This window comes from Paraburkholderia strydomiana, from assembly GCF_031456815.1.
Classification (GTDB): domain Bacteria; phylum Pseudomonadota; class Gammaproteobacteria; order Burkholderiales; family Burkholderiaceae; genus Paraburkholderia; species Paraburkholderia caledonica.
This window is the reverse complement of the sequence record NZ_JAVDVL010000002.1, coordinates 509,724-536,034: the sequence shown is the minus strand read 5'-3', so window position 1 is coordinate 536,034 and position 26,311 is coordinate 509,724. Positions and strand designations below refer to the sequence as shown.

Below are 26,311 nucleotides of genomic sequence, written 5' to 3'. Positions count from 1 at the left end.
TTTTGACAGGATTGCGGGCCTGTCCTAGATGTTTAGAATGGGTGTATGGCGATTATCCCGGACAAGCAGGACGGCACCGTACTGGAGCGGCAGGAGAAAAAGCTCAAGCCGCCATCCATGTACAAGGTGGTGCTGCTGAATGACGACTTCACGCCAATGGAATTTGTCGTGATGATCGTGCAGGAATATTTCAATAAAGATCGTGAAACCGCAACACAGGTTATGTTGAAGGTGCATCGCGAGGGCAGGGGAGTTTGTGGGGTCTATACGCGGGACATCGCGTCGACCAAAGTCGAGCAAGTCGTTACCCACGCACGGCAGGCCGGGCATCCGCTGCAGTGTGTGATGGAGGAAGCATGATTGCCCAGGAACTGGAAGTCAGCCTGCACATGGCGTTCATGGAAGCACGCCAGGCGCGGCACGAGTTCATAACGGTCGAACATCTTTTGCTGGCACTGTTGGACAATCCGACAGCGGCGGAAGTGTTGCGTGCATGCGCGGCCAATATCGAGGATCTGCGCCAGAACCTGCGCAACTTCATTCATGACAACACGCCTACCGTGCCCGGCACGGACGACGTCGACACGCAGCCCACGCTGGGTTTCCAGCGTGTGATTCAGCGCGCGATCATGCATGTTCAGTCCACCTCGAATGGCAAGAAGGAAGTGACCGGCGCGAACGTGCTGGTTGCGATCTTCGGCGAGAAGGACTCGCATGCGGTCTACTACCTGCAACAGCAGGGCGTGACACGTCTGGACGTGGTCAATTTCATCTCGCACGGCATCGCCAAGACGAGCAGCACCGACGCCGCGAAAGCGAGCGACGCGAATGCCGAGTCTGACGAAGCCGCCGCGCAGAAAGAAACTCCGCTCGCCCAGTTCACGCAGAATCTGAATCAGATGGCGAAAGACGGTCGCATCGATCCGCTGATCGGGCGCGAGTCGGAAGTCGAGCGCGTGGTCCAGGTGCTGTGCCGCCGCCGCAAGAACAATCCGCTGCTAGTCGGCGAGGCGGGGGTCGGCAAGACGGCGATCGCCGAAGGTCTGGCGTGGCGAATTACGCGCGGCGAAGTGCCGGATATTCTGGCCGACGCTCAGGTGTATTCGCTCGACATGGGCGCGCTGCTGGCCGGTACCAAGTATCGCGGCGATTTCGAGCAACGCCTGAAGACGGTCCTGAAGGAATTGAAGGAACGCCCGCACGCGATTCTTTTCATCGACGAAATTCATACGCTGATCGGCGCTGGCGCCGCGTCGGGCGGTACGCTGGACGCGTCCAACCTGCTGAAGCCGGCGTTGTCGTCGGGTACGCTTAAGTGCATCGGCGCGACCACGTTCACCGAATATCGCGGCATCTTCGAAAAAGACGCGGCATTGTCGCGCCGTTTCCAGAAGGTCGACGTGACTGAGCCGTCTGTCGAACAGACGGTGGCGATTCTGCGCGGCCTGAAGTCGCGTTTCGAAGAGCATCACGGCGTGAAGTATTCGTCGGGCGCGCTGTCGGCGGCAGCAGAATTGTCGGCACGCTTCATCACGGATCGTCATTTGCCGGACAAGGCGATCGACGTTATCGACGAAGCCGGTGCGGCGCAACGCATCCTGCCGAAGTCGAAGCAGAAGAAGACGATCGGCAAGAACGAGATCGAGGAAATCATCTCGAAGATCGCTCGCGTCCCGCCGCAAAGCGTGTCGCAAGACGATCGGAGCAAGCTGCAAACGCTGGATCGCGATCTGAAGAGCGTGGTGTTCGGGCAAGACCCGGCTATCGACGCGCTGTCGGCCGCAATCAAGATGGCGCGTGCGGGTCTCGGCAAGCTGGATAAGCCGATCGGCGCGTTCCTGTTCTCCGGTCCCACGGGCGTCGGCAAGACAGAAGTGGCCAAGCAGTTGGCGTTCACGCTCGGTATCGAGTTGATCCGCTTTGACATGTCCGAGTACATGGAACGTCACGCGGTCAGCCGTTTGATCGGTGCGCCTCCGGGCTATGTCGGTTTCGACCAGGGCGGCCTGTTGACCGAGGCTGTCACCAAGAAGCCGCACTGCGTGCTGCTGCTCGACGAAATCGAGAAGGCGCATCCGGACATTTACAACGTGCTGCTGCAGGTCATGGACCACGGCACGCTGACGGACAACAACGGCCGCAAGGCGGATTTCCGTAACGTCATCATCATCATGACGACGAATGCGGGCGCCGAAGCAATGGGCAAGTCGGTGATCGGCTTCACGAATCGTCGGGAAACCGGCGACGAAATGGTCGACATCAAGCGCATGTTCACGCCGGAGTTCCGCAACCGTCTGGACGCGACAATCAGTTTCCGTGCGCTCGATGAAGAAATCATCATGCGCGTGGTCGACAAGTTCCTGATGCAACTGGAAGATCAGTTGCATGAGAAGAAGGTCGATGCGCTCTTCACCGACGCGTTGCGCAAGCACCTCGCGAAGCACGGTTTCGATCCGTTGATGGGCGCGCGGCCAATGCAGCGTCTGATTCAGGACACGATTCGTCGTGCGCTGGCCGACGAGCTGCTGTTCGGCAAGCTGATGAGCGGCGGCCGTGTTTCGGTCGACGTCGATGCGGAAGACAAGGTCCAGTTGACCTTCGACGAGCATCCGGCGCCGCGCAATCCGAATCCGGAAGCGGTCGAAGTCGAGTAAGCGTCGAGCGTACTCGCCACAGAAAAAACGGCGTGGACCGCAAGGTCCACGCCGTTTTCATTTGCGCCGGTTCAGTTCAGTGCTTGCCGGTGCTGCCGAAGCCGCCTGCGCCGCGCTCGCTTTGCTCGAAGTCATCGACGATATTGAATTCGGCCTGCACGACCGGCACGATCACGAGTTGCGCGAGACGCTCCATCGGATTGAGCACGAACGTGGTCTCGCCGCGGTTCCATGTCGAAATCATCAGTTCGCCTTGATAATCCGAATCGATCAGGCCGACCAGATTGCCGAGCACGATTCCGTGCTTATGTCCCAGACCCGAGCGCGGCAGGATCAGCGCGGCATAGCCGGGGTCGCCCACATGTATCGCGAGTCCCGTCGGCACGAGTGCGGTTTCGCCGGGTTTGAGCGTCAACGGCTCTTTCAGACACGCGCGCAAGTCGAGCCCCGCGCTACCGCTCGTCGCGTAGGCAGGAAGCTGGTCGCGCATGCGCGCATCGAGAATCTTCAGGTCGAGTTTCATGCAGGTTCGAAGGTTTAAGAAGTTGAAGCCGGGCGCCCGAGATCGAACGCTTCGGCCAGGAGTTCATAGGAACGCAAGCGCGCGCGATAGCTGCCTGCGACGGTAAGCACGATCAGCTCGTCGGCCTGGAATTGTTCCTGTAATGCATGAAGGCGCTCGGTCACGACTTCTGGCGTGCCGATGATACTGCGCGGCTTCTCACGGTCGATCACCAGTCTTTCGCGCTCGCCATACTCCTGCGCGACGCCCTGTTCGATATTCGGGATCGGTTCGTTCAAACCATAAGCCATTTGCACGCGACGCAGATCGACGGCTTTTGCCAGATCAGCGGCTTCCTGTTCGGTGTCCGCGCAAATCACGAACACAGCGGCGGCCAGATACGATTGCTGCGTTTCCTCGCTCGGCTTAAAACGCTCGCGATACGCATGCGCGACCTGATGCCCGAAATGGGCGTTGATGAAATGCGCAAACGCGAAGCGGATTCCGAGCTGCGCTGCGAGCAACCCGCCGAATTCGCTCGAACCGAGCATCCACAGTTGCGGACGCGTGGCAACTTGCGGTTGCAGCAGTACGCCTCGCGCGACGTGATCGGCAGGCAGCGTGCCGTGCATCAGGCCGAACAGATCGGCCACCTGTTGCGGGAAGATTTCGCCGCGGTTGTAGTCGCCCGCGGCAACCGCCTGGGCGGTGCGCATGTCGCCGCCGGGCGCGCGTCCTACGCCGAGATCGATGCGGTTAGGGAACAGCGCCTCCAGCATCATGAATTGCTCGGCGACCTTGAACGGGCTGTAGTACGGCAGCATGATGCCGCCGGAGCCCAGCCGGATGCGCCGCGTGACGCTGCCAAGGCGCGCGAGCATCACTTCGGGACACGGGTTCGACACGCCGCGCAAGCCGTGATGCTCAGCGCACCAGTAGCGCGTGTAGCCGAGATCGTCAGCGAGTTGCGCGAGTTCTACCGTGGCGGCAATCGCGTCCGCCACCGAGTGCCCTGAAATGACGGGCGTTTGATCGAGCACGGAAAGTAGCGTCATGTCAGTGTGCTCCAGATGGGTCATTCGCTTCGCCGCGTTGCTTGCGGCGACTGCATGCCGGCGCCGGACCGCCGGCTCAGCGAATCAAACTCGTGTCGGGCAGACGCTTCGCGATCTCCGCGATCAGCGCGCGCGCGAGCGTCTGCTTGTCGGCGCGCGGCAGCCTGGTTGCGCCGCCTGCTTCGAACAGGATGACCTCGTTATCGTCCATGCCGAATGTGAGCGGTCCGAGATTGCCGATCAGAAGCGGCACGTTTTTGCGCACGCGTTTTTCCTCGCCATGCACTTCGAGATCGCCGCTTTCCGCGGCGAAGCCGACGGTGAACGGGGGATGCGGCAACTTCGCGACCGAGGCCAGAATGTCCGGATTTTCGACGAACGAAAAAGTGGGCAGCGCGCGATCCGCGCTTTTCTTGATCTTGTGGTCGCTCGGGTGATCGACGCGCCAGTCAGCGACCGCGGCTACGCCGATGAAAATGTCCGCATCTGTCACCGCGCGCATCACGGCATCGTGCATCTGCTGGGCGGTTTGCACGTCTTCGCGGAACACGCCCCACGGTGTTTCGAGCGCGACAGGACCGGCCACGAGGTGCACGTCGGCGCCCGCCTGTTGCGCGGCGCGGGCCAGCGCGAATCCCATCTTGCCACTCGACCGGTTGGTGATGCCGCGCACCGGATCCAGCGGTTCGAACGTCGGCCCGGCGGTCAGCAACACGCGCCGGCCGGACAGAATTTTCGGCGCAAAAAACGACGCGATCGCCTCATAAGTTGCCGCGGCTTCGAGCATGCGGCCGTCGCCGATTTCGCCGCAAGCCTGAGGACCGGAGTCCGGCCCGAGCACTTCGATTCCGTCCGCGCGCAGTTGTGCGACGTTGCGCTGCGTGGCCGGGTTTTGCCACATCTGCCGGTTCATCGCGGGCACGACGAGCAGCGGACAATCGCGCGCGACGCACAGCGTAGCGAGCAGGTCATCGGCCATGCCGTGTGCGAGTTTGGCGAGGAAGTCGGTGGAGGCGGGCGCGATCACGATCGCGTCGGCTTCGCGCGACAGATCGATATGCGCCATGTTGTTCGCAATACGCGCGTCCCACTGGCTCGTGTAGACGGGGCGGCCCGACAGCGCCTGCATGGTCACCGGCGTGATGAACTGCGTGGCCGCTTCGGTCATGACGACCTGCACGGTTGCGCCGGCCTTGGTCAGCAGGCGCGTGAGTTCGGCGATCTTGTAGCAGGCAATGCCGCCCGTCATGCCGAGGACGAGGTGTTTCCCTGCGAGTTCTGCGGTTGCCAACGAAAGCCTCCGACAAAGCGTGGTGGCCGAGCGCGGCGCGCTTGCACCGTTGCCGGCCGTCAAAGCGGACTTCTGGCGCGAGGCGAGCGGTCGAAAGCCGACCACGGCCTCGCGCGGTGAGGCGACCTTGTTGAGCCGACCTTAACGCGAGCCGCGTACGCGCCGCAACTCGTCGACTACGAGCAGGATCGCGCCGACCGTGATCGCGCTGTCGGCCAGATTGAACGCCGGCCAGTGCCACGCGCGCACGTGGAAATCCAGGAAGTCGATCACGTGGCCGTACGCGAGCCGGTCGATCACATTGCCGAGCGCGCCGCCGAGTATCAACGCAAGCGCGGTGCAGAACATTTTTTGCCCGCCGTGGCGCTTGAGCAGATAGCAGATCACCAGCGCGGCGACCACGCCGAGCGCGGTGAATGCCCAGCGTTGCCAGCCGCCAGCCATTGCGAGGAAGCTGAATGCGGCGCCGCGGTTGTACACGAGAATCAGGTTGAAGAACGACGTGACCTCATGCGCGACGCCATAGGCAAACACCTTCTGCACCGCGATTTTCGTCAACTGATCGAACAGGATCACGATCAGCGCGACGCCCAGCCAGGGCGCCAGCGAACTGTTTCCGGCGGAAGCTTTCGATGTGGTTTTCGCCATGGTTCTCGCCATTATGCCGCGCTCCTCGCTTCACCGTTGCCGAACAGGTTGCTGACACAGCGGCCGCACAGCGTGGGGTGTTCGGCGTCCGCGCCCACGTCCGCGCGATAGTGCCAGCAGCGCTCGCATTTCAGATATTTCGACGTGATCACTTCGACGCCTTCTTCCGCTTCGCTCTCGACCTTGACGACGCTCGCAGCCGACGTGATCAGCACGAACTTCAGATCGTCGCCGAGGCTTTTCAGCGCGTCGTAACGTGCGCCGCTCGCCCGGATTTCCACTTCCGCCTGCAGCGACGAGCCGATCAGGTTCGCGACGCGCGCTTCTTCCAGCGCCTTCGTCACGTCGCCGCGGGCAGCGCGCAACAAAGTCCATTTGTCGAGCAGCGCGCCGGCGTCCGGCACCGCCGGGAACGCGTGGTACGTCTCGGTGAAAATGGTCTCGCTGTTCGGCTGGAACACCTTCCACGCTTCTTCGGCTGTGAACGACAGGAACGGCGCCATCAGACGCAGCAGGCCTTGCGCGATGTGATACAGCGCGGTTTGAGCCGAGCGGCGCGCGACGGAATCCGCAGCGGTGGTGTAAAGGCGGTCCTTCAGCACGTCCAGGTAGAAGCCGCCGAGGTCTTCGGAGCAGAACGTTTGCAGCTTGGCGACGACCGGGTGGAACTCGTACTTGTCGTAATGCGAGAGGATGTCGTTTTGCAGATTCGCCGACAGCGCCACCGCGTAGCGGTCGATCTCGAGCCAGTCTTCAACTGGGCGCGCGTTCTTCTCGAAGTCGAAGTCCGACAGATTCGCGAGCAGGAAGCGCAGCGTGTTGCGAATGCGGCGATAGCCTTCGGTCACGCGCTTCAGGATTTCTTCGGAGATAGCGAGTTCGCCCGAGTAATCGGTCGACGCGATCCACAAACGGATGATTTCCGCGCCGAGCCGGTTCGCCACTTCGTGCGGATCGATACCATTGCCGAGCGACTTGCTCATCTTGCGGCCTTCGCCGTCGACGGTGAAGCCGTGCGTGAGCAGCGCGTTGTACGGCGGACGGCCGTCGAGCATCGACGCGGTCAAAAGCGACGAGTGGAACCAGCCGCGATGCTGGTCCGAGCCTTCCAGATACAGGTCGGCCGGGAATTGCAGCTCGTCTTTATGCGAGCCGCGCAGCACGTGCCAATGCGTGGTGCCGGAATCGAACCACACGTCGAGCGTGTCGCGGTTCTTTTCGTACATGTTCGCGTCGTCGCCGATCAATTCGCGCGGGTCGAGTGTTTGCCAGGCTTCGATACCGGCCTCTTCGACGCGCTTTGCGACTTCCTCGAGCAACTCCAGCGTGCGCGGATGCAGTTCGCCGGTTTCCTTGTGCACGAAGAAGGCCATCGGCACGCCCCATTGGCGCTGACGCGACAGTGTCCAGTCGGGACGGTTCGCGATCATGCTGAAAAGGCGCTGCTTGCCCCACGACGGATAAAACGCCGTGTTTTCGATGCCTTCGAGTGCGGTTTCGCGCAGAGTCTTGTCGGTATCGTTCGGCTTCACGTCCATGCCGGCGAACCATTGCGACGTGGCGCGGTAGATGATCGGCGTCTTGTGACGCCAGCAGTGCATGTAGCTGTGCGTGTACTTCTCGGTGCGCAACAGCGACCCGGCGCCTTGCAGCGCTTCTACGATCTGCGGATTGGCCGCCCAGATCGACAGACCGCCGAACAGCGCGAGCGATTCGATGTAACGGCCGTCGCCCATCACCGGATTGATGATGTCGGAATCGGCCATGCCGTGAGCCTTGCAGGACACGAAGTCTTCCACGCCATAGGCCGGCGACGAATGCACGACGCCCGTGCCGGTTTCGGTCGTGACGTAGTCGCCCAGGTAGACCGGTGCCGTCCGCTTGTAGCCGGGATGAGCGGACGCGAGCGGATGGTTGAAGCGCAGATTGACGAGCTTCGCGCCGGGCGTGGTCGCGACGACCGAGCCTTCCAGGCCGTATGCGTTCAGACATGCTTCGACGCGTTCTTCGGCGAGGATCAGCAGCCCGCGCGGCGTGTCGACGAGCGCGTAGACGATTTCCGGATGCAGGTTCAGCGCCTGGTTGGCGGGGATCGTCCACGGCGTGGTGGTCCAGATCACGATGCCGCCTTCATTGCGCGGCAGCGCGGCGAGGCCGAACGCCTGCGCGGTCTTTTCCGGCTCGGCGAAGCTGAACAGCACGTCGATGGTCGGATCGGTCTTGTCCTTGTACTCGACTTCTGCTTCAGCGAGCGCCGAGCCGCAGTCGAAACACCAGTTGACCGGCTTCAGGCCGCGGAACACGTAGCCCTTTTCCATGATCTTCGCGAGCGCGCGCATTTCTCCGGCTTCGTTTGCGAAGTTCATCGTCTTGTACGGGTTGTCCCACTCGCCGAGCACGCCCAGACGACGGAAGCCGACCTTCTGCTTTTCGATTTGCTCGGTCGCATAGGCACGCGCCTTCTGCATCACTTCGGCGGCGGGCAGCGACTTGCCGAACTGCTTTTCGATCTGGATTTCGATCGGCATGCCGTGGCAGTCCCAGCCCGGCACGTAGACCGCGTCGAAGCCCGCCATGTTGCGCGCCTTGACGATCATGTCCTTCAGAATCTTGTTCACCGCGTGCCCGAGGTGAATGTCGCCGTTCGCATACGGAGGGCCGTCGTGCAGGATGAATTTCTTGCGGCCCTTGCTGGCGGCGCGGATCTTCTCGTAGACCTTGCGTTCCTGCCATTCCTTGACCCATTGCGGCTCGCGCTTGGGCAGATCGCCGCGCATCGGGAACGGCGTGTCGAGCAGGTTCACGGGATAACGTGACGGCGGTTTCGAATCGGCTTTCTTGTTGCTCATGATGTGGTCGCGGTGAATTCTTTATAAGCGCAGCGGGGCGCGGGTTGCGCACGATGCGCGAGAGCGTGGGGCGCGCCCGGCAGGCATGTCGCGCGGTGCACGGACGCCTTTCGAAGCGCGAGAGCGGCGGTCCTTGCGGCAATCAGCGCGCATGGACCGCGGCGGCTATCTAATTCGGTCGGTGGCCGACGTGGCGAAACCGGTGGAACGGCTGCCCGGCGAACCGGCGCCGACGGCCGCGAACCATGCGCGCGCGTTGGCGACGTCGCGCGCAATGGCGGCCGTGAGCGTTTCGAGGTCGACGTACTTTTCCTCGTCACGCAGCTTCTTCAGGAATTCGACGCGCACGAGCTTGCCGTATGCGTCGCCGTGCCAGTCGAGCAGATGCACTTCGAGCAGCACGCGGCCGGAATCGTCGACGGTCGGACGCAGGCCGAGGCTCGCGACACCCGGCAGCGGTTCGTCCGCCACGCCATGCACGCGCACGACGAAAATGCCCGCGAGCGCCGGACGCTTGTGCGCGATCGGCAGGTTTAGCGTGGGAAAGCCGAGATCGCGGCCGAGCTTCATGCCGTGCACGACGTGACCGCTGATCAGATAATCGCGGCCCAGCGCGGCGCGCGCCGCGTCGAGATCGCCGGCCACCAGCGCGGCGCGCACTCCTGAGCTGGATATACGCGCGCCGGACGGATCGGCGACCGTTGCCATTTGTTCGACTTCGAAGCCGTAATGCTGGCCCGCGGCTTTCAGCGACGCGAAGTCGCCCGCGCGCTTTGTGCCGTAGCGGAAGTCGTCGCCGATCATCACCCAGCGCGCGTGCAGCCCGTTGACGATGATCCGTTCGACGAACGCATCCGGCGACTGGCTCGCGAATGTGTGATTGAAGTGCTCTACGACGACGCGGTCAACGCCGTTGGTGCGCAGCGCCTCCAGCTTGTCGCGGAGCATCGCGATGCGCGGCGGCGCGCCGGCGGGATTGAAGAACTCGCGTGGGTGCGGCTCGAAGGTCATCACGCAGACGGGCAGGCCGCGCGCGTCGGCCGCCGCGCGCACGTGCGCGAGCAAAGCCTGATGGCCGCGGTGGACACCGTCGAAGTTGCCGATGGTCAGTGCGCAGGGCGCACGGCTTTCAGCATTGGGAAGACCGCGGAAGACTCTCACGATAGCGCGTCGGGATAGAGCGGGCGAGGTGCCGCAAAACAAATGATTATAAACGCTCGGCGCATGGGACGGCGGCGCGTCGCGGTTTGGGTGCCCTCGAATGATAAAATCCGCGCATGAAAAAACTCGTCATCCTGATTTCAGGGCGGGGAAGCAACATGGAAGCTATCGTTCGAGCCTGCTCGGACGAAGGCTGGCCGGCGCAGGTCGCTGCCGTGATTGCCAACCGTCCGGATGCCGCGGGCCTTGCGTTCGCGGCGTCGCACGGCATTGCCACGGCGGTGGTCGATCACCGCCAGTTTCCCGATCGCGACAGCTTCGACTCCGCGCTCGCTGAACAAATCGATCGCTTCTCGCCCGATCTGGTAGCGCTCGCAGGCTTTATGCGCGTGCTGACAGACGATTTCGTCGACCGTTATGCGGGGCGCATGTTGAACGTGCACCCGTCGCTGCTGCCGAGCTTTCCGGGACTGAAAACGCATCAGCAGGCGCTCGACGCCGGCGTGCGCCTGCACGGCGCGTCGGTGCATTTCGTTACTTCGCAGCTCGATCACGGGCCCATCGTCGCGCAGTCGGCGGTGCCCGTCGAGGCTGGCGATACGCCAGCCACGCTCGCCGAGCGCGTGCTTGCAACCGAACACACTATTTATCCACGCGCGGTGCGCTGGTTCGTCGAAGGGCGTCTCGCTCTGGATGGCCTGCGCGTCACGCTTACGCCGCCGGAGCCGCAATGGCTCTTTGCCGGTCACACCGCCGGAGAGGGCGCATGAGATTACATGGTTTTCTGATTGGACAAACTGAGACTTTGCTGGCCGAAGTCCTTCGACTGAACGGTCCTGCCGACGCTACCACGAGCCGTTTTTTTCGTGCGCATCCGAAGCTCGGGCACGGCGAGCGCGGCGTGATTGCCGAGGCGGTTTTCGCAGTGCTGCGTCGCCGGATGGAGTTTGCGCACCTTGCCGAAAGCGGCGCGGGCAGCCCCGCCCGCCGCATGGCCTTGCTCGGCCTGATGCAGACGGCCGGCCGCACGGCGCTCAAGCCGTTCGTGTCCGACTCGGAGTCGAAATGGCTCGAACACGTCGCGATGATCGATCCGGAAAGCTTGCCGCTGCGGATTCGCCTGAACCTGCCCGACTGGATCTATCAGGCGCTCGCGAAGCGTTTTGAACCAGCCGAACTGGCTCAACTGGCCGCCGCGTTGAACTACCCGGCGCCGTTGGATCTGCGCGCGAACCCGATCAAGGCGAGCCGCGACGACGTACTGAACGCGCTGTCGAAAGCCGGCATCGAAGCCGGCGCAACGCCGTTCGCGCCGTTCGGCGTGCGGGTAGTGGGCAAGCCGCCGCTCACCAAGCTCGACGCGTTCCAGCACGGTTGGGTCGAGGTGCAGGACGAGGGCAGCCAGTTGCTGTGCTCGCTGGTTGCGCCCAAGCGCGGCGAGATGATCGTCGACTTCTGCGCGGGCGCGGGCGGCAAGACTCTGGCGCTGGGCGCGGCGATGCGCTCCACCGGGCGTCTCTATGCGTTCGACATCTCCGAGCGGCGTCTCGCCAAGCTCAAGCCGCGACTTGCGCGCAGCGGTTTGTCGAACGTGAATCCGGTACTGATCGACAGTGAACACGACGCCAAGATCAAGCGGCTCGCCGGCAAGATCGACCGCGTGCTGGTCGACGCGCCCTGCAGCGGTTTGGGCACGCTGCGCCGCAACCCCGACCTCAAATGGCGCCAGTCGCCGGAGTCGGTCGCCGAACTCGCGCCCAAGCAGGCGTCGATTCTGGCGAGCGCGGCGCGTCTGGTGAAGAAGGGCGGTCGCCTCGTGTATGCGACCTGCTCGATCCTTGAAGCGGAAAACGAAGCGGTCGTCCAGCAGTTCCTCGCAGATCATCCGGACTTCGCGCTCGTCCCCGCGCGCGAGGTGCTGGCCGAGCAGCGCATCGATCTCGAAATGGGCGATTACCTGTCGCTCTGGCCGCACCGCCACGCGACCGACGGCTTTTTCGCCGCCGTGCTCGAACGTCAGAGCTGAGCCCGCAATAGGCCAGCCGGCTCGCGGATCGACTACCCGAACCGCGAGCCGCACCGTGAGCCGGTCATTCCGGCAACATCATGCAAAACCGTATCTTTTCTCATCTCTTCGGCGATCTCGCGCGCGACTTCGGTCAGCCCGTCATGCTTTGGCAAGTCGGGGTGCTGAGTGCCACGCTCGCGCTCGCCTGGCTGCTCGCCCGCCTGTTGCGCCGGGCGCTCGATTTGCGCCGTCAAACCCGCTATCAGACGCTGCGCTTTGGCGCGGAAAGCCTGAACCGGGCGTTTTTCCCGCTGATCGGCGCCGTGCTGGTGTGGATCGCACGGGCGATCGCCGGGCGGTTCATCCACACGTCGCTGCTCGATCTTGCATTGGTGCCGCTCTTCGGCATCGGCTTGATTTACATCGTGTTTTTCTTCGCGCGGCGCGTCTTCAGCCATGACGGGGAGACGCACCCGTGGCTTTTCCTCGTCGAAAAGATCGTTTCTCTGGGCGTGTGGGTCGCCATGGCGCTCACCGTGATGGGCATTCAGGACGACGTGATCGCGTGGATGGCGAGCGTGCACTTTCGTGTCGCCAACGCGCACATGACGCTGCTCTCGCTCGTCACGGGCCTGCTGTGGGTCTGCGTGACGATGATCGTTGCAATGTGGCTCGGCTCGGCGTTCGAAGACCGTCTGATGCGCGCCGCGACGCTCGACGCGAATCTGAAAGTCGTGGTGGCGCGCGTCGGCCGCGCGGCGTTTGTACTGGCGGCGGTGTTGATCAGCTTGTCGCTGGTTGGCATCGACATCACCGTGCTCGGCGTATTCGGCGGTGCTCTGGGCGTGGGGCTGGGGTTCGGTTTGCAGAAGATTGCCAGCAACTACGTGTCGGGTTTCATCATCCTGATCGACCGGTCGCTGCGAATCGGCGACACGATCAACGTGAGCGGCCTGCAAGGCATGGTCACGCAGATTCGCACCCGATATACCGTCGTGCGCGGTCTTGACGGTATCGAAACGCTGATTCCCAACGAAAAACTGATTACCGACGTCGTGCAGAACCAGTCGTCGTATCTGACGCGTGGCTATGCGAAGGCGGCCGTGCAGATCGCCTACACCGCCGATGTCGAGCAGGCCATGGCGCTCCTCGCGCAAGCAGCGGACGGCGTGCCCCGCGTACTGACGGACCCGGCGCCTACGCCTTATCTCGTAGGCTTTGGCGCCGATGGCATCAACCTGGAGCTAGGCTTCTGGATTGCCGACGCGGCAACGGGCACATCGGCCGTCCGCTCGGCGGTCAATCGCAACATCTGGCAGCTTTTTTCTGCACACGGCATCTCCATTCCTTTCGCGCAACGCGAAGTCCGCATTGTCGGGAATGCGACTGACGTAGCAAATCTCGAAGGCGTGGTGTCCAAGCCGGTAAATGTGACCGACGGGATGGCAAATCAGGCTGGCAACGCTATTTAGCGGGCACTCGCACGGCACTGATGAGTCTAAGAGGGCTTGCTGCGGGTGTGTTTGAGTTGATGCTGCACAAAAAATCCCTATTTGTTACAAACACTTGGAACGCTTCCAGTAGAATGTCGTCCAATCCCGCTGTATGCTTTCACTTTCTTGACACGCGCAGTTCGCGGGTGTCTCGTGTCTCTCGTTCCACAGGTAAATTGCCTTGTTGAATTCTTTGCTCGATTTCCTTGCCCACGGTCTGATGCGCTTCTCGTGGTGGCAACTTGTTCTGTACACGCTCGCCGTGACACACGTCACGATCATCGGTGTGACGGTCTATCTGCATCGCTGCCAGGCGCACCGCGCGCTGGAGTTGCACCCTGTCGTCAGTCATTTTTTCCGATTCTGGCTGTGGATGACCACGGGCATGCTGACCGGTCAATGGGCGGCTATCCACCGTAAGCACCACGCCAAGTGCGAGACGGAAGAAGATCCGCATAGTCCGCAAACGCGCGGCATCTGGAAGGTGCTGCTCGAAGGCGCGGAACTGTACCGCACCGAAGCGAAAAACGAAGAGACGATGCGCAAGTTCAGTCACGGCACGCCGAACGACTGGATGGAACGCAACGTCTACACGAAGTACCCGATTCTCGGCGTCAGCCTGATGATGGTGCTGAACGTCGCGCTGTTCGGCGTAGTCGGCTTGACCATCTGGGCGGTGCAAATGGTGTGGATCCCGTTCTGGGCAGCCGGCGTGGTGAACGGTCTCGCGCACTTCTGGGGTTATCGCAACTTCAATTCGTCGGACGCCAGCACGAACATTTTCCCGTGGGGCATCATCATCGGCGGTGAGGAGCTGCACAACAATCACCACACGTACGCCACCTCGGCGAAGCTGTCGAACAAGTGGTACGAATTCGACATCGGCTGGATGTACATCCGCATCATGTCGGCTTTCCGCCTTGCCAAGGTGAAGAAGGTCGCGCCCACGCCGCGTCTGACCACGGGCAAGATGGTGCTCGATCAGGACACGTTGCAGGCCGTGCTGGCTAACCGGTACGAAGTGATGGCGCGTTACGGCAAGGCGCTCAAGCGTGCGTACCGTCAGGAACTCGCGCATTTGAAGGAAGTGGGCGCGCGCGAGAAATATCAGGTCATGCGCGGGGCGCGCAGCTGGTTCCACAAGGAAGAAGCGGGGCTCGACGAGCCGCAGAAGCGTCTGTTGCCGCAAATTTTCGCGAACAGCCAGAAGTTGAAGACCTACATCGACATGCGTAACGAACTTGCGTCAATGTGGGAGCGCTCGAACGCGTCGCGCGATCAGTTGCTGGTGCAGTTGCAGGACTGGTGCCATCGCGCTGAAGCGAGCGGCATCAAGGCGCTGCAGGAATTCGCAATGCGACTGCGCCGTTATGCTTAGTCACGAAATCCATTAAAATTTCGTTACGTCACAAAACCCCGCGTTGGCGGGGTTTTGCTTTTTGGGCCGCGGAATTTGCATGACGCGATGGGTATTCCACGGCGGCAAAGCGAGGGCAGAAGAGATCATGGATCAGCAGGCGATCAGGGCCGTGGAATACGACCGGCCGCAGGCGCAGGGGACATCCTGCGGGATCGGGCAGGCGTGGGCGAAGGTGCCCGAGGTGCCGTCGGCGCAGGAAAAAGTGGCGCTGAAAGAGCGCATTCGCGCATTGCTCAAGCGCGAGAAGGCCGTACTCGTCGCCCACTACTATGTCGACGCCGAATTGCAGGAGCTGGCCGACGAAACCGGCGGCTGCGTGGCCGATTCACTTGAAATGGCCCGCTTCGGGCGCGATCACGAGGCCCAGACTCTCGTGGTGGCGGGAGTGCGGTTCATGGGCGAGACGGCAAAGATTCTCAGCCCGGACAAGCGCATTCTGATGCCGGATCTCGACGCAACATGTTCGCTGGACCTCGGCTGTCCGGTAGATGAATTTTCGGCTTTCTGCGACGCACATCCGGACCGCACGGTGGTCGTTTATGCGAATACGAGCGCGGCCGTTAAAGCCCGCGCAGACTGGATGGTGACATCGTCGATTGGACTGGAGATCGTGGCCGACCTTCACGCGCGCGGCGAAAAGATCATTTGGGCGCCTGACCGTCACCTTGGCGGTTACATCCAGAACAAGACCGGCGCGGACATGCTGATGTGGCAGGGTTCGTGTCTCGTACACGACGAATTCAAGGGTATTGAACTCGACTTGCTGCGCGCCGAATATCCGGGCGCGAAAGTCCTGGTTCATCCGGAGTCTCCGGCCAACGTGGTGGCTCAAGCGGATGTCGTCGGCTCCACCACTCAGTTGATCGATGCCGCGCAGAAGTTGGATGCGACGCACTTCATCGTGGCAACGGACCTCGGCATCCTCCATAAGATGCAGCTCGCTGCGCCCGGCAAGACGTTGATCGCCGCGCCTACTGCCGGCAACAGCGCGACGTGCAAGAGCTGTGCGCACTGCCCGTGGATGGCTATGAACGGTCTCGCGAATCTCGCCGGCGTCCTCGAACGCGGTCATAACGAGATTTTCGTCGAACGCGCTGTTGGCGAGCGTGCACGTGTGCCGATCGACCGTATGTTGGACTTTGCCGCGCGCCATAAAAAGCGCGTGCAAGCGAGCGGCGACCTGGCGCGCGACGCGCAGTTGTATTCGAACGTGGGAGCTGCCTGATGACCGCGGCAGCGCAGAGTTCAGCAGTGCCCCGTTCGGCGCCATACAGTCACGCCGAAGCCGTGTCGCCACTCTTCGTCGAGATCCATGCGCAATACGGCGCGGCGTTCGACGCAGCGCTCGCGCGCAACGTCGCCGACGCGCTTGCGGAAGACGTCGGCACGGGTGACCAGACCGGCCGCCTCGTCCCTGCCGATGACGTGCGCCGCGCGCGTGTCGTCGTCCGTGAGGATGCGGTGTTATGCGGCGTGTCGTGGTTTAACGCGGTCTTGCGGCAAGTGGACTCGCGGATCGAGGTGCAGTGGCTTTACCGCGAAGGCGACCGGATGACAGCGGACACTCCCGTGTGCGAACTGCGCGGGCCGGTCCGTGCGCTGCTCACTGCCGAGCGCAACGCGCTTAACTTCCTTCAACTTCTATCAGGCGTGGCGAGCGCGACGCGCCGGTATGTGGATGCGGTCGCTCATACGCGTACCCGCATTCTCGATACGCGCAAGACCTTGCCCGGCTTGCGGCTCGCGCAGAAATACGCGGTGCGCGTGGGCGGCGGAGCGAATCAACGGCTCGCGTTGTATGACGGCATTCTGATCAAGGAAAACCACATTGCCGCTGCCGGCGGAGTGGGGGCGGCTATGGACGCCGCGCTCGCGCTCAACGCGGGCGTCTCTATCCAGATCGAGGTCGAGACGCTCGAGCAGCTGGAAACGGCATTGGCGCATGGCGCGGAGTCTGTTCTGCTCGACAACTTTTCGTTCGATTCGATGCGGGAAGCAGTGCGGATCACCGCGGGGCGCGCCGTACTGGAAGTGTCGGGCGGAGTGAACTTGGAAACAGTGCGGACTATTGCCGAAACGGGCGTCGACCGTGTGTCGATCGGCGCCCTGACGAAAGACGTGCGAGCGACCGATTACTCTTTGCGGATCGTCTGACGGAAGTTCTTGCTTGTAAAACGCCGCCGCCAGCCCGGAGTCGACGGTGGCGTTTCGCCTTTGATCACACGTTGCGGTTTCGGACGTGCTCGGGCGAGAGCACAGTCGGCAGCGCTTTCGGCAAAGTTGCCGGCCAGTCGCGGCTGAAATGCAGGCCGCGGCTTTCGCGCCGCGAGCGCGCGCCGTCCACGATCAACGAGGCTACGTCCACCAGATTGCGCAACTCCAGCAAATCGCGGCTCACCTTGAAGTTCGCGTAATACTCGTGGATCTCGTCGCGCAATAGCGCCAGCCGGTGTTTGGCTCGCGCGAGGCGTTTGTCCGTGCGCACGATGCCGACGTAGTTCCACATGAGCCGGCGAAGCTCGTCCCAATTGTGGGCGACGACCACTTCTTCGTCGGGGTCCGAAACGCGGCTCTCGTCCCAGTCTGGCAATGGCGCGTGGACGGCGCCGCAGAATCCCTCTTCTTCGATCGCGCGTGCCGCCGAGCGGCCAAGCACGAGGCACTCGAGCAGCGAATTGCTGGCAAGGCGGTTCGCGCCGTGCAATCCAGTGCAAGATGTTTCGCCGACTGCATAGAGCCCTGCGAGATCGGTGCGGCCGGCCAGGTCGGTTACTACGCCACCGCACGTGTAGTGTGCCGCCGGGACCACGGGGATCGGTTGCTTCGTGATGTCGATACCGAATTCGAGGCACCGAGCGAGGATCGTCGGAAAGTGCTCGCGAAGAAAGTCCGCCGGCTGATGGCTGATATCTAGATACACGCAATCTATGCCGCGTTTCTTGATCTCGAAGTCAATCGCGCGCGCCACGATGTCGCGCGGCGCGAGTTCAGCGCGTTCATCGTGATTCGGCATGAACCGCGTGCCGTCCGGCAGCTTCAGGACGCCCCCCTCGCCGCGCACCGCTTCAGAGATCAGGAACGACTTTGCGTACGGGTGGAAGAGGCAGGTGGGATGGAACTGGATGAATTCCATATTCGAGACCCGGCAGCCTGCGCGCCATGCCATCGCGATGCCGTCGCCCGTCGCGGTATCGGGATTTGTCGTGTACAGATAGACCTTGCCGGCGCCCCCGGTGGCAAGCACCGTATGCGGCGCCTCGATTGTGACGGTGCGTCCGCTTTCTACATCGAGCGCGTACAGGCCATGGCAACGGCGGCCCGGCAGTCCGAGCCGGTCAGACGTGATCAGGTCGATGGCATAGTGATCTTCCAGCAGCGTGATGTTCGGATGCTGCCGCACGCGTTCGCTCAGCGTGGCCACTACCGCATGGCCCGTCGCATCCGCCGCATGAATGATCCGTCGATGGCTATGACCGCCTTCGCGAGTCAGATGGAAGCCGAGTTCCGCGGAGTCGTCTTTGGTGAACGGCACGCCTTGTTCGATCAGCCATTCGATCGCAGCGCGCCCGTGCTCGACGATGAAACGCGTAGCGGCTTCATCACACAGGCCGGCGCCTGCAACGAGCGTATCGCGCACGTGATTTTCGATGCTGTCCGCCGAATCGAGCACCGCGGCAATGCCGCCTTGCGCCCAATCGCTCGCACCCTCGGTTATCGACCGCTTGGCGATCACCGCGACCCGCCGCGTCTGCGCGAGGTTGAGCGCGACGCTCAGTCCCGCAAGACCGCTACCGACAATCGCCACATCGAATTCCATTGCTCGCATCTCCGTCTTTCGTTTTGCTGTAGCAGCTTGCGATTTACGCGCTGCTAAAACGGGAAAGGATACGCGCCGCGACGGTCGAGGGAAAGCTGGCTGAACGTTATAAGGCTATGTATCGCCGACGATGGCGACTCATCAGGGTTAGCAGGTTTGGTTAGTCCAAAACAAAAAGCCTCGCACGAGTGCGAGGCTTTTTGTGTATGTCTTGCCGTCGTCAGGCGGCAGGAGCCAAGATTTATTTAATCTTGGTTTCCTTGTACTCAACATGCTTACGGACGACCGGATCAAATTTCTTGATCAGCATCTTTTCCGGCATGTTGCGTTTGTTTTTCGTCGTCGTGTAGAAGTGACCCGTGCCTGCGGTCGATTCCAGCTTGATCTTGTCGCGTGCGCCTTTCGCCATGATTTACTCCTTAGGCTTCACCGCGTGCGCGCAGATCTGCGAGCACAGCGTCGATACCGTTCTTGTCGATCAGGCGCAGGCCGGCGTTCGAAATACGCAGACGCACCCAACGGTTTTCGCTTTCCACCCAAATACGGCGGCTTTGCAGGTTCGGCAGGAACCGGCGCTTGGTTTTGTTGTTCGCGTGGGAAACGTTGTTGCCGCTCATCGGCGCTTTCCCAGTTACTTGGCATACGCGTGCCATGAGAGCACTCCTAATACGCTAATTCTGAGTTCGAACGCCGTGAAAGTTTCCCGAAAAGAGTCGCGCTGAAATTCAGGCACGTATCCTTTCCGGAACGCCTTGGTGGCTTCGGAACAGGGGGTTGGAAACAGGCAAACCGGAATTCTAGCAGAAAAAAAGCCGCAAAATCAAACCTTATTTGCGGCAGCAAGACAAGGCGCGGGGCCCTTTCCTTTGCCGTTCGTGCTTTTTCCATACCGTTTCGGGACGGGCTGCGGGCGCCGACGCATGGTCCAACGTCAGGGCCAGCCGTCGCGGGCAAAGGAGTATACGCTGTCCGAGCCGATCACCAGATGATCGACCAGTTGAACGTCGATCAGCGCAAGCGCTTCGCGCAGTGCGCGCGTCAGACTGCAGTCGCTCGCGCTCGGCCGCACAGCGCCAGACGGATGATTATGCGCGACGATCAGGCTTGCCGCATTGAGCGTCAACGCACGCCGCACGATCTCGCGCGGATACACCGCCATACGCGTGAGCGTGCCGCGCGCGCTTTCCTCGCTGCGGATAAGCCGGTGCCGGGCGTCCAGAAACAGCGACACGAACACTTCGTGCGGACGGCCGCCTATCAGCAGGCGCAGGTAGTTTTCGACCGCTTCCGGAGAATTCATGAGCGACCGGCGGCGCATTTTATCGACCAGCGAGCGCCGCGCCATTTCCATGATCGCGAGCAATTGCGCTTTTTTCGCGGGCCCGATGCCGCGCAGCCCGTCGAAGTCCGTGTAAGTGGCGTCGAGCATTGCCCGCAGTGAGCCGAAACGGTCGAGCAGCTCGCGAGCCACGCTGAAAACATCGTGGCCCGGCAAGCCGGAGCCCAGTACCAGCACGATCATCTCGGTGTCTGACAGTACGCCGGGGCCTTGGTCGATCAGCCGCTCACGCGGCATGTCACGTTTGGGCCATTTGCGCCTGCGACGCAATCCATCCGCCGCGGGAGCCGGAGCACCCGGCGGCGAACGAGCGAAATCCAACATTGGTTCGTCGATCGTCGACGCATAATCAGACATATACAGACAATTCCTCCGCTTGGGGTTCGGCCCGGTGCGCGCGATGGACGCAAGCCGAGGCCAGCCATGTGGCTTACAATAGACGCTTTGCGCACGGCACGCCGACGGTTTGCCGCACGCGTCAGCTGCGCCCCGCGGCGCACGCGTGAGAGCGCGCTTCGACTGAGCGAGCATTGCATGAGCATCATCGACATTTCCGAAGTGAAGGCCGGTTCACACGTGACGCTTCACTACCGGCTTTCCCTTGCCGATGGCGCCGAAGTCATCAATACCTTCAACGACAAGCCCGCCACGCTGCTGCTCGGTGCGGGACAGCTCGCACCGCCGCTGGAAGACATTCTGATGGGTTTAAAGGTCGGCCACCATTCGACCTTTCAGCTAGCCCCCGGGGCCGCCTTCGGTCCCCGTAATCCAGAGTTGATCCAGCGGGTGTCTCTGGCCACGCTGCGGGAAAACAGCATGATCGGCGAGGATTTTTCGCCAGGCGACCTGGTCGAATTCAACGCGCCGGGCGGCGGCCGCTACGCTGGCGTTCTGAAAGAAGTGAACGAAACGTCGGCCCTGTTCGATTTCAACCACCCGCTTGCCGGCCAGGCGCTGGCATTTGAAGTGAAAATCATCGGGATTCTTTAAACATGATCATCGCGGATACGACCCTTGCCGAAACGGAGATCCTGCTGGCTCAGCCGCGCGGGTTCTGTGCCGGCGTCGATCGGGCTATCGAGATCGTCGAGCGGGCCATCAAGCTGCACGGCTCGCCGATCTACGTGCGCCACGAAATCGTCCATAACGCCTACGTCGTCGAAGATCTGCGCAAGAAGGGCGCTATTTTCATCGAGCGTCTGGAAGAGGTGCCCTCCGGCAATACGGTCATTTTCAGCGCGCACGGTGTCTCGAAAGCGGTGCGCAGCGAGGCCGAATCGCGCGGGCTGCGCGTCTACGACGCCACCTGTCCGCTCGTCACCAAGGTGCACATCGAAGTGGCGAAGATGCGGCAAGACGGCTTTGACATCGTCATGATCGGTCACAAGGGCCATCCAGAAGTGGAGGGCACGATGGGCCAGGCGGGCGAAGGCATGTACCTCGTCGAAGACATCGAAGACGTGCAGGCGCTGCAACTGGCTCACCCAGATCGGATTGCGTTCGTCACGCAGACCACGCTTTCCGTCGACGACGCAGCGGAGATCATCGGCGCGCTCAAGGCGAAATATCCGTCCATTCGCGAGCCGAAGAAGCAGGACATCTGTTACGCCACGCAGAACCGCCAGGACGCCGTGAAGTTCATGGCGCCGCAGTGCGATCTGGTGATCGTGGTCGGCAGCCCCAATAGTTCGAACTCCAACCGGCTGCGGGAACTCGCTGAAAAGCTCGGCGTGCCTTCCTATATGGTGGATTCGCCCGACCAGATCGATCCAGCATGGGTCGAGGGCAAACGCCGGATCGGCGTGACTGCCGGTGCCTCGGCGCCTGAGGTGCTTGCGCAGGCCGTGATTGCCCGTCTGCGCGAACTCGGCGTGCGCAACGTGCGCGCGCTCGAGGGCATTGAGGAAAACATCGCGTTCCCGTTGCCGCGTGGCTTGGGTCTGCCAGCCTGACCTTTCTGAGATAGTCAAAAAGTGCGCGCCCTCGGGCGCGCTTTTTTTGTCCGTGGCTAGCGAGTGCGGCCCGCAATTGGTGCCACATCGCCCAAGGCGCCCGCTTTTCGCCTCCCGTTTCGATATTTTTTCGCGAATTCGATCCGACATTTATTGAAATTTGATGACTGTGGCCCCGTTTTATGAGGCCTGATCTGGCCGCAAACTATTTTGACGCACTAACATGGTGCCGAGAGAGAGGCAGTGCCGTTTAAATATGATTTAAGCGAAAGCGCGCTGCGACCGGGCCTTGAACCAACCGTCCGCAACACTTGATGCAAGCGGATCCCACGCTGGTGCAACTGATGCACGAAAATCAGTCGCAACCGGGTTGCGCCTCCGGCTTCGATGCGGTCTTGAAAAGCGGTTGCAATGCAGGAAAACCCTGCCGGTTCAACAATATTGCCCGTCGCAAAATTGGAGTTACAATGCGCGCGTTCTCAAGGCCTTAGGGTCCCGAACAATAGATTTTGCAAGGCGCGGGAGACCTATTTAATGCGAGTCAAGTTTGCTTACGCCGTGTCCATCGCGGCCGCGGTTGCGATGCTGACCGCGTGCGGCAAAAAACAGGATGGCGAGGCGGGAGCAGGAGCATCGGCGGCAGTGGCGGCATCCGCTGCGCCGGCGAGCGAAGCAATCGTTGTGAAGATCGGCCATGCAGCCCCGCTGACGGGCGGCATCGCGCATCTGGGCAAGGACAATGAAAACGGCGCGCGTCTCGCGGTCGAGGAAATCAACGCACAAGGACTGACGATCGACGGTCACAAGATCGACTTGCAGCTCGACGCGCAAGACGACGCGGCGGATCCGAAGGCCGGTACGGCGGTCGCGCAGAAGCTCGTCGACGATCACGTGGTGGCGGTGGTCGGGCATCTGAATTCGGGTGTGTCGATTCCGGCATCGAAGATTTATAGCGACGCAAGCATCGTGCAGATCTCGCCTTCGTCGACGAACCCGGCGTACACGCAGCAAGGTTTCAAGACGACCTATCGCGTCGTCGCGACAGACGCGCAGCAAGGTCCGGCGCTCGCCAATTACGCCACGAAGGCGTTGGGCGCCAAACGCATCGCCGTCGTGGACGATGCAACCGCCTACGGTAAGGGGCTCGCGGACGAATTCGCGAAGACCGTCGAGGCGAGCGGGGCGAAGATCGTCGCGCGGGAAGCGACGAACGACCGGGCCACGGACTTCCGGGCCATCCTCACAAAGATCAAAAGTGTTCATCCGGACGCCATCATGTTCGGCGGCATGGACGCGACGGGCGGGCCGTTTGCCAAACAGGCGGCGGCGCTCGGTATCAGGGCAAAAATCCTTGGCGGCGACGGCGTGTGTACCGACAAGGTGGGGGAGCTGGCGGGAACCGCCGTGCAAAACCTGGTCTGTTCGGAAGCGGGACTCGCGCTTTCGAAAATGGACAGGGGAGCGGACTTCGAAAAGAAGTACGTGGACCGCTTCCACACGCCGGTGCAGATTTACGCACCGTTCACGTATGACGCTGTGTACGTGATTGTCGATGCAATGAAGCGCGCTAATTCGATCGAGGCGCCCAAGGTGCTGGCTGCGATGCCGTCCACCGATTACAACGGGGTAATCGGCCGCATCGCGTTCGACGACAAGGGTGATTTGAAAGAGGGCGCCATTACGCTTTACGACTTCAAGGACGGCAAGAAAGCGGTTCTCGACGTCGTGAAGATGTAATGACGGGACGTTCAGCCTGACGGCACCGAACCACCCAACGGTGCCGTTTTTGCATCCGCTGAAGGCGAGCCTGCGACTGTGACCCAGTCGTCTGGGCAAACCGGCGGCGGATAAACCCTTACCGGTCTTTTACATCAGTACCCGCAGTGCCGTTGAGATTCCGTAACGCATCACCGCCCACCGGCTGATGAAGAGCGCGAATCCAGTCGCACGGGCTAAGGAGCATTAAATGGATATCTTCATCCAGCAGATCCTAAACGGACTGGTGCTGGGCAGCGTTTATGCCATCATCGCACTGGGCTATACGATGGTTTACGGCATTCTTGGCATCATCAACTTCGCTCACGGCGATGTGTTGATGGTGGGCGCGATGGTCGCGCTCTCCGCCATAGGCGTGCTGCAAAACCACTTCCCTGGCCTCGGCAATGTGCCGACGCTGTGCATCGCGCTGGCAATTGCCGCCGTGGTTTGCGCGGTGGTGGGCTACACGATCGAGCGCGTGGCTTACCGGCCGCTGCGCAAGGCGCCGCGTCTCGCCCCGCTGATCACCGCGATCGGCGTGTCGATCCTGCTGCAAACGCTCGCCATGATGATCTGGTCGCGCAACCCGCTGCCTTTCCCGCAGCTTCTGCCCACCGATCCGCTGAACGTGATCAAGGCCACGGTCACGACGCCTGGCGCCGTGATCTCGATGACTGAAATCGTGATCATCGTCGTCGCGTTCCTCGTCATGGCAGGCCTGCTGCTGCTCGTGCACAAGACCAAGCTCGGCCGCGCGATGCGCGCCATCGCCGAGAACCCGGGCGTCGCCTCGCTGATGGGCGTGAACCCGAACTTCGTGATCTCGGCGACCTTCATGATCGGCTCCGCGCTTGCTGCGCTCGCCGGCGTGATGATCGCATCCGAATACGGCAACGCGCACTTCTACATGGGCTTCATCCCCGGCCTGAAGGCCTTTACCGCGGCGGTGCTCGGCGGTATCGGCAATCTCGGCGGTGCGATGGTGGGCGGCGTGATTCTGGGGCTCATCGAACAGTTGGGCGCCGGCTATATCGGCAACCTGACCGGTGGCGTGTTCGGCAGTAACTATCAGGACGTGTTTGCGTTCATCGTGCTGATCATCGTGCTGGTGTTCCGTCCGTCGGGTCTGCTCGGCGAACGCGTTGCGGATCGCGCTTGATCCAGGCCAAGGAGTAAATCAAATGACCTCAATTCAACCGATCGAGCCGTCCACGACGCTCATTCCCGAGAAGAACCTGGCGAAGACGCTGACCGTCGGCATCATCACTGCGTTCTTCGTGATCGCTGCGCCGATGATCATCGGCACCGCCGGCGGCAACTACTGGGTTCGCGTGCTCGACTTCGCGATGCTGTACGTGATGCTGGCACTCGGTCTCAATGTCGTGGTCGGCTTTGCCGGCCTGCTCGACCTGGGTTATATCGCTTTCTACGCGGTGGGCGCCTATACCGCGGCGCTGTTGTCTTCGCCGCATCTGACCTCGCAGTTCGAGTGGATCGCGCATCTCGCACCGAACGGGCTGCACGTGCCGTTCCTCATCATCGTGCCGTGCGCGATGGCGGTGGCGGCGTTTTTCGGCGTGATACTCGGGGCGCCGACGCTGCGTCTGCGAGGCGACTATCTCGCCATCGTGACGTTGGGCTTCGGGGAAATCGTCCGGATTTTCCTGAACAACCTCGACCGTCCGGTGAACATCACCAACGGCCCGAAAGGCATTACCGGGATCGATTCGGTGCACCTTGGCGACTTCAGTCTCGCGCAGACGCACTCGCTGTTCGGCTTCCAGTTCCCCTCGGTGTACTCGTACTACTACCTGTTCGTGCTGGCCGCGCTGCTCGTGATCTGGGTCTGTACGCGTTTGCAACACTCGCGTATCGGCCGTGCATGGGCCGCGATCCGCGAAGACGAAATCGCCGCCAAGGCAATGGGCATCAACACGCGTAACGTGAAACTGCTCGCGTTCGCGATGGGCGCGTCGTTCGGCGGCCTGTCGGGCGCGATGTTCGGAGCGTTCCAGGGCTTCGTGTCGCCGGAATCGTTCACGCTGCCGGAATCGATCGTCGTGCTGGCGTGCGTGGTGCTGGGCGGCATGGGCCACATTCCTGGCGTGATTCTCGGCGCGGTGCTGCTCGCCGTGCTGCCGGAATTCCTGCGCTCGACGATGGGTCCGCTGCAGCACATGCTGTTCGGCCATGAAATCGTCGACACGGAAGTGATCCGCCAGCTGGTCTACGCACTCGCGATGGTGCTGATCATGCTGTATCGCTCGGAAGGCTTGTGGCCGTCGCCGAAGCACGAAGACAAGATTGCGAAACTGTCGAAGCGTGGCGGCAAGAAGCCGGTGCGCGCCTGACGGACAGGGAGAA

General features: G+C 61.9%; 23 protein-coding genes. 13 read left to right on the top strand and 10 right to left on the bottom strand.

Translation table 11 applies throughout. The features are described 5' to 3' along the window. Positions 1 to 45 precede the first annotated feature (45 nt). Together clpS and clpA are read left to right on the top strand one after the other, a co-directional pair. Entirely contained in the window at positions 46 to 360 is a 315-nt protein-coding gene (gene clpS / locus J2W46_RS08035; RefSeq protein ID WP_006050100.1) for an ATP-dependent Clp protease adapter ClpS, read from the top strand. Next, complete coding sequence (gene clpA, locus J2W46_RS08030; protein WP_020069123.1) at positions 357 to 2,654, top strand: ATP-dependent Clp protease ATP-binding subunit ClpA; 2,298 nt, start codon at positions 357 to 359, stop codon at positions 2,652 to 2,654. Before clpS ends, clpA begins: the two co-directional genes overlap by 4 nt. A gap of 76 nt (positions 2,655 to 2,730) precedes the next feature. On the opposite strand, the gene dut is transcribed toward clpA, so the two are convergent. The 6 genes from dut to J2W46_RS08000 all read right to left on the bottom strand — a co-directional run bounded on the left by dut (position 2,731) and on the right by J2W46_RS08000 (position 10,160). After that, a complete protein-coding gene (gene dut, locus J2W46_RS08025) occupies positions 2,731 to 3,177 on the bottom strand; it encodes a dUTP diphosphatase (RefSeq protein ID WP_087752882.1) in 447 nt (148 codons plus the stop codon). 14 nt (positions 3,178 to 3,191) lie between these two features. Further along, positions 3,192 to 4,211 (bottom strand): LLM class flavin-dependent oxidoreductase, encoded by a 1,020-nt coding sequence (locus J2W46_RS08020; protein ID WP_087752881.1) that lies wholly within the window; start codon positions 4,209 to 4,211, stop codon positions 3,192 to 3,194. A 76-nt stretch (positions 4,212 to 4,287) separates the two neighbouring features. Next, on the bottom strand, positions 4,288 to 5,502 hold the full coding sequence (coaBC, locus tag J2W46_RS08015; RefSeq protein WP_027804813.1) for a bifunctional phosphopantothenoylcysteine decarboxylase/phosphopantothenate--cysteine ligase CoaBC: 1,215 nt from the start codon (positions 5,500 to 5,502) through the stop codon (positions 4,288 to 4,290). Between the two features lie 141 nt (positions 5,503 to 5,643). Next, positions 5,644 to 6,150 (bottom strand): signal peptidase II, encoded by a 507-nt coding sequence (gene lspA, locus J2W46_RS08010; protein WP_251031403.1) that lies wholly within the window; start codon positions 6,148 to 6,150, stop codon positions 5,644 to 5,646. A gap of 11 nt (positions 6,151 to 6,161) precedes the next feature. Then, on the bottom strand, positions 6,162 to 8,999 hold the full coding sequence (gene ileS / locus J2W46_RS08005; protein WP_310352702.1) for an isoleucine--tRNA ligase: 2,838 nt from the start codon (positions 8,997 to 8,999) through the stop codon (positions 6,162 to 6,164). A 165-nt stretch (positions 9,000 to 9,164) separates the two neighbouring features. Next, the gene (locus J2W46_RS08000; RefSeq protein ID WP_020069117.1) at positions 9,165 to 10,160 is read right to left on the bottom strand and encodes a bifunctional riboflavin kinase/FAD synthetase; all 996 of its coding nucleotides are present in this window, start codon (positions 10,158 to 10,160) and stop codon (positions 9,165 to 9,167) included. Positions 10,161 to 10,276: 116 nt separating this feature from the next. Between J2W46_RS08000 and purN the strand changes: the two genes are divergently transcribed. From purN to nadC, 6 genes are all read left to right on the top strand, one after another. Next, entirely contained in the window at positions 10,277 to 10,930 is a 654-nt protein-coding gene (gene purN / locus J2W46_RS07995; RefSeq protein WP_310352700.1) for a phosphoribosylglycinamide formyltransferase, read from the top strand. Further along, the gene (locus J2W46_RS07990) at positions 10,927 to 12,186 is read left to right on the top strand and encodes an RsmB/NOP family class I SAM-dependent RNA methyltransferase (RefSeq protein ID WP_020069115.1); all 1,260 of its coding nucleotides are present in this window, start codon (positions 10,927 to 10,929) and stop codon (positions 12,184 to 12,186) included. Before purN ends, J2W46_RS07990 begins: the two co-directional genes overlap by 4 nt. Positions 12,187 to 12,266: 80 nt before the next feature. Beyond that, positions 12,267 to 13,640, top strand: coding sequence for a mechanosensitive ion channel family protein (locus J2W46_RS07985; protein ID WP_310352697.1), 1,374 nt, complete (start codon positions 12,267 to 12,269; stop codon positions 13,638 to 13,640). 202 nt (positions 13,641 to 13,842) lie between these two features. Next, the gene (locus tag J2W46_RS07980) at positions 13,843 to 15,039 is read left to right on the top strand and encodes a DesA family fatty acid desaturase (RefSeq protein ID WP_027778980.1); all 1,197 of its coding nucleotides are present in this window, start codon (positions 13,843 to 13,845) and stop codon (positions 15,037 to 15,039) included. Positions 15,040 to 15,166: 127 nt separating this feature from the next. Next, positions 15,167 to 16,306 carry a quinolinate synthase NadA gene (gene nadA, locus J2W46_RS07975; protein WP_088175412.1) on the top strand — a complete coding sequence of 380 codons (1,140 nt, stop codon included), beginning with the start codon at positions 15,167 to 15,169 and terminating at the stop codon, positions 16,304 to 16,306. Beyond that, complete coding sequence (gene nadC, locus J2W46_RS07970; protein ID WP_310352694.1) at positions 16,306 to 17,235, top strand: carboxylating nicotinate-nucleotide diphosphorylase; 930 nt, start codon at positions 16,306 to 16,308, stop codon at positions 17,233 to 17,235. The genes nadA and nadC overlap by 1 nt, the downstream gene beginning before the upstream one ends. Positions 17,236 to 17,299: 64 nt before the next feature. Here nadC and nadB read toward each other — a convergent pair whose 3' ends face one another. The 4 genes from nadB to radC form a co-directional block, all read right to left on the bottom strand. Then, positions 17,300 to 18,898 carry an L-aspartate oxidase gene (gene nadB, locus J2W46_RS07965; protein ID WP_088175222.1) on the bottom strand — a complete coding sequence of 533 codons (1,599 nt, stop codon included), beginning with the start codon at positions 18,896 to 18,898 and terminating at the stop codon, positions 17,300 to 17,302. Positions 18,899 to 19,139: 241 nt separating this feature from the next. Beyond that, positions 19,140 to 19,307, bottom strand: a complete 168-nt coding sequence (rpmG, locus tag J2W46_RS07960) for a 50S ribosomal protein L33 (RefSeq protein WP_007180630.1) — start codon at positions 19,305 to 19,307, stop codon at positions 19,140 to 19,142. A gap of 10 nt (positions 19,308 to 19,317) precedes the next feature. Beyond that, entirely contained in the window at positions 19,318 to 19,551 is a 234-nt protein-coding gene (gene rpmB / locus J2W46_RS07955) for a 50S ribosomal protein L28 (protein ID WP_006050117.1), read from the bottom strand. Positions 19,552 to 19,829: 278 nt separating this feature from the next. Then, positions 19,830 to 20,594 (bottom strand): RadC family protein, encoded by a 765-nt coding sequence (gene radC, locus J2W46_RS07950; protein ID WP_310352691.1) that lies wholly within the window; start codon positions 20,592 to 20,594, stop codon positions 19,830 to 19,832. Positions 20,595 to 20,771: 177 nt separating this feature from the next. Here radC and J2W46_RS07945 point away from each other — a divergent pair, with 177 nt between their 5' ends. The 5 genes from J2W46_RS07945 (at position 20,772) to J2W46_RS07925 (ending at position 26,298) form a co-directional block, all read left to right on the top strand. Then, positions 20,772 to 21,227, top strand: coding sequence for an FKBP-type peptidyl-prolyl cis-trans isomerase (locus J2W46_RS07945; protein ID WP_020069108.1), 456 nt, complete (start codon positions 20,772 to 20,774; stop codon positions 21,225 to 21,227). Between the two features lie 2 nt (positions 21,228 to 21,229). Continuing rightward, complete coding sequence (gene ispH / locus J2W46_RS07940) at positions 21,230 to 22,189, top strand: 4-hydroxy-3-methylbut-2-enyl diphosphate reductase (RefSeq protein ID WP_020069107.1); 960 nt, start codon at positions 21,230 to 21,232, stop codon at positions 22,187 to 22,189. 534 nt (positions 22,190 to 22,723) lie between these two features. Beyond that, positions 22,724 to 23,926 (top strand): branched-chain amino acid ABC transporter substrate-binding protein, encoded by a 1,203-nt coding sequence (locus J2W46_RS07935; protein WP_020069106.1) that lies wholly within the window; start codon positions 22,724 to 22,726, stop codon positions 23,924 to 23,926. Between the two features lie 229 nt (positions 23,927 to 24,155). Then, positions 24,156 to 25,106, top strand: a complete 951-nt coding sequence (locus tag J2W46_RS07930; RefSeq protein ID WP_310352688.1) for a branched-chain amino acid ABC transporter permease — start codon at positions 24,156 to 24,158, stop codon at positions 25,104 to 25,106. A gap of 22 nt (positions 25,107 to 25,128) precedes the next feature. Continuing rightward, positions 25,129 to 26,298, top strand: a complete 1,170-nt coding sequence (locus J2W46_RS07925; RefSeq protein WP_088175224.1) for an ABC transporter permease subunit — start codon at positions 25,129 to 25,131, stop codon at positions 26,296 to 26,298. The last annotated feature ends 13 nt before the right edge of the window (positions 26,299 to 26,311 follow it).

What these genes read in the sequence shown, in the direction of transcription:
- clpS (WP_006050100.1), top strand. Translation starts at nt 46, where the DNA reads ATGGCGATTATCCCGGACAAGCAGGACGGCACCGTACTGGAGCGGCAG.
- clpA (WP_020069123.1), top strand. Translation starts at nt 357, where the DNA reads ATGATTGCCCAGGAACTGGAAGTCAGCCTGCACATGGCGTTCATGGAA.
- dut (WP_087752882.1), bottom strand. Translation starts at nt 3,177, where the DNA reads ATGAAACTCGACCTGAAGATTCTCGATGCGCGCATGCGCGACCAGCTT.
- J2W46_RS08020 (WP_087752881.1), bottom strand. Translation starts at nt 4,211, where the DNA reads ATGACGCTACTTTCCGTGCTCGATCAAACGCCCGTCATTTCAGGGCAC.
- lspA (WP_251031403.1), bottom strand. Translation starts at nt 6,150, where the DNA reads ATGGCGAAAACCACATCGAAAGCTTCCGCCGGAAACAGTTCGCTGGCG.
- ileS (WP_310352702.1), bottom strand. Translation starts at nt 8,999, where the DNA reads ATGAGCAACAAGAAAGCCGATTCGAAACCGCCGTCACGTTATCCCGTG.
- purN (WP_310352700.1), top strand. Translation starts at nt 10,277, where the DNA reads ATGAAAAAACTCGTCATCCTGATTTCAGGGCGGGGAAGCAACATGGAA.
- J2W46_RS07990 (WP_020069115.1), top strand. Translation starts at nt 10,927, where the DNA reads ATGAGATTACATGGTTTTCTGATTGGACAAACTGAGACTTTGCTGGCC.
- J2W46_RS07985 (WP_310352697.1), top strand. Translation starts at nt 12,267, where the DNA reads ATGCAAAACCGTATCTTTTCTCATCTCTTCGGCGATCTCGCGCGCGAC.
- nadA (WP_088175412.1), top strand. Translation starts at nt 15,167, where the DNA reads ATGGATCAGCAGGCGATCAGGGCCGTGGAATACGACCGGCCGCAGGCG.
- nadC (WP_310352694.1), top strand. Translation starts at nt 16,306, where the DNA reads ATGACCGCGGCAGCGCAGAGTTCAGCAGTGCCCCGTTCGGCGCCATAC.
- nadB (WP_088175222.1), bottom strand. Translation starts at nt 18,898, where the DNA reads ATGGAATTCGATGTGGCGATTGTCGGTAGCGGTCTTGCGGGACTGAGC.
- rpmG (WP_007180630.1), bottom strand. Translation starts at nt 19,307, where the DNA reads ATGGCGAAAGGCGCACGCGACAAGATCAAGCTGGAATCGACCGCAGGC.
- rpmB (WP_006050117.1), bottom strand. Translation starts at nt 19,551, where the DNA reads ATGGCACGCGTATGCCAAGTAACTGGGAAAGCGCCGATGAGCGGCAAC.
- radC (WP_310352691.1), bottom strand. Translation starts at nt 20,594, where the DNA reads ATGTCTGATTATGCGTCGACGATCGACGAACCAATGTTGGATTTCGCT.
- J2W46_RS07945 (WP_020069108.1), top strand. Translation starts at nt 20,772, where the DNA reads ATGAGCATCATCGACATTTCCGAAGTGAAGGCCGGTTCACACGTGACG.
- ispH (WP_020069107.1), top strand. Translation starts at nt 21,230, where the DNA reads ATGATCATCGCGGATACGACCCTTGCCGAAACGGAGATCCTGCTGGCT.
- J2W46_RS07935 (WP_020069106.1), top strand. Translation starts at nt 22,724, where the DNA reads ATGCGAGTCAAGTTTGCTTACGCCGTGTCCATCGCGGCCGCGGTTGCG.
- J2W46_RS07930 (WP_310352688.1), top strand. Translation starts at nt 24,156, where the DNA reads ATGGATATCTTCATCCAGCAGATCCTAAACGGACTGGTGCTGGGCAGC.
- J2W46_RS07925 (WP_088175224.1), top strand. Translation starts at nt 25,129, where the DNA reads ATGACCTCAATTCAACCGATCGAGCCGTCCACGACGCTCATTCCCGAG.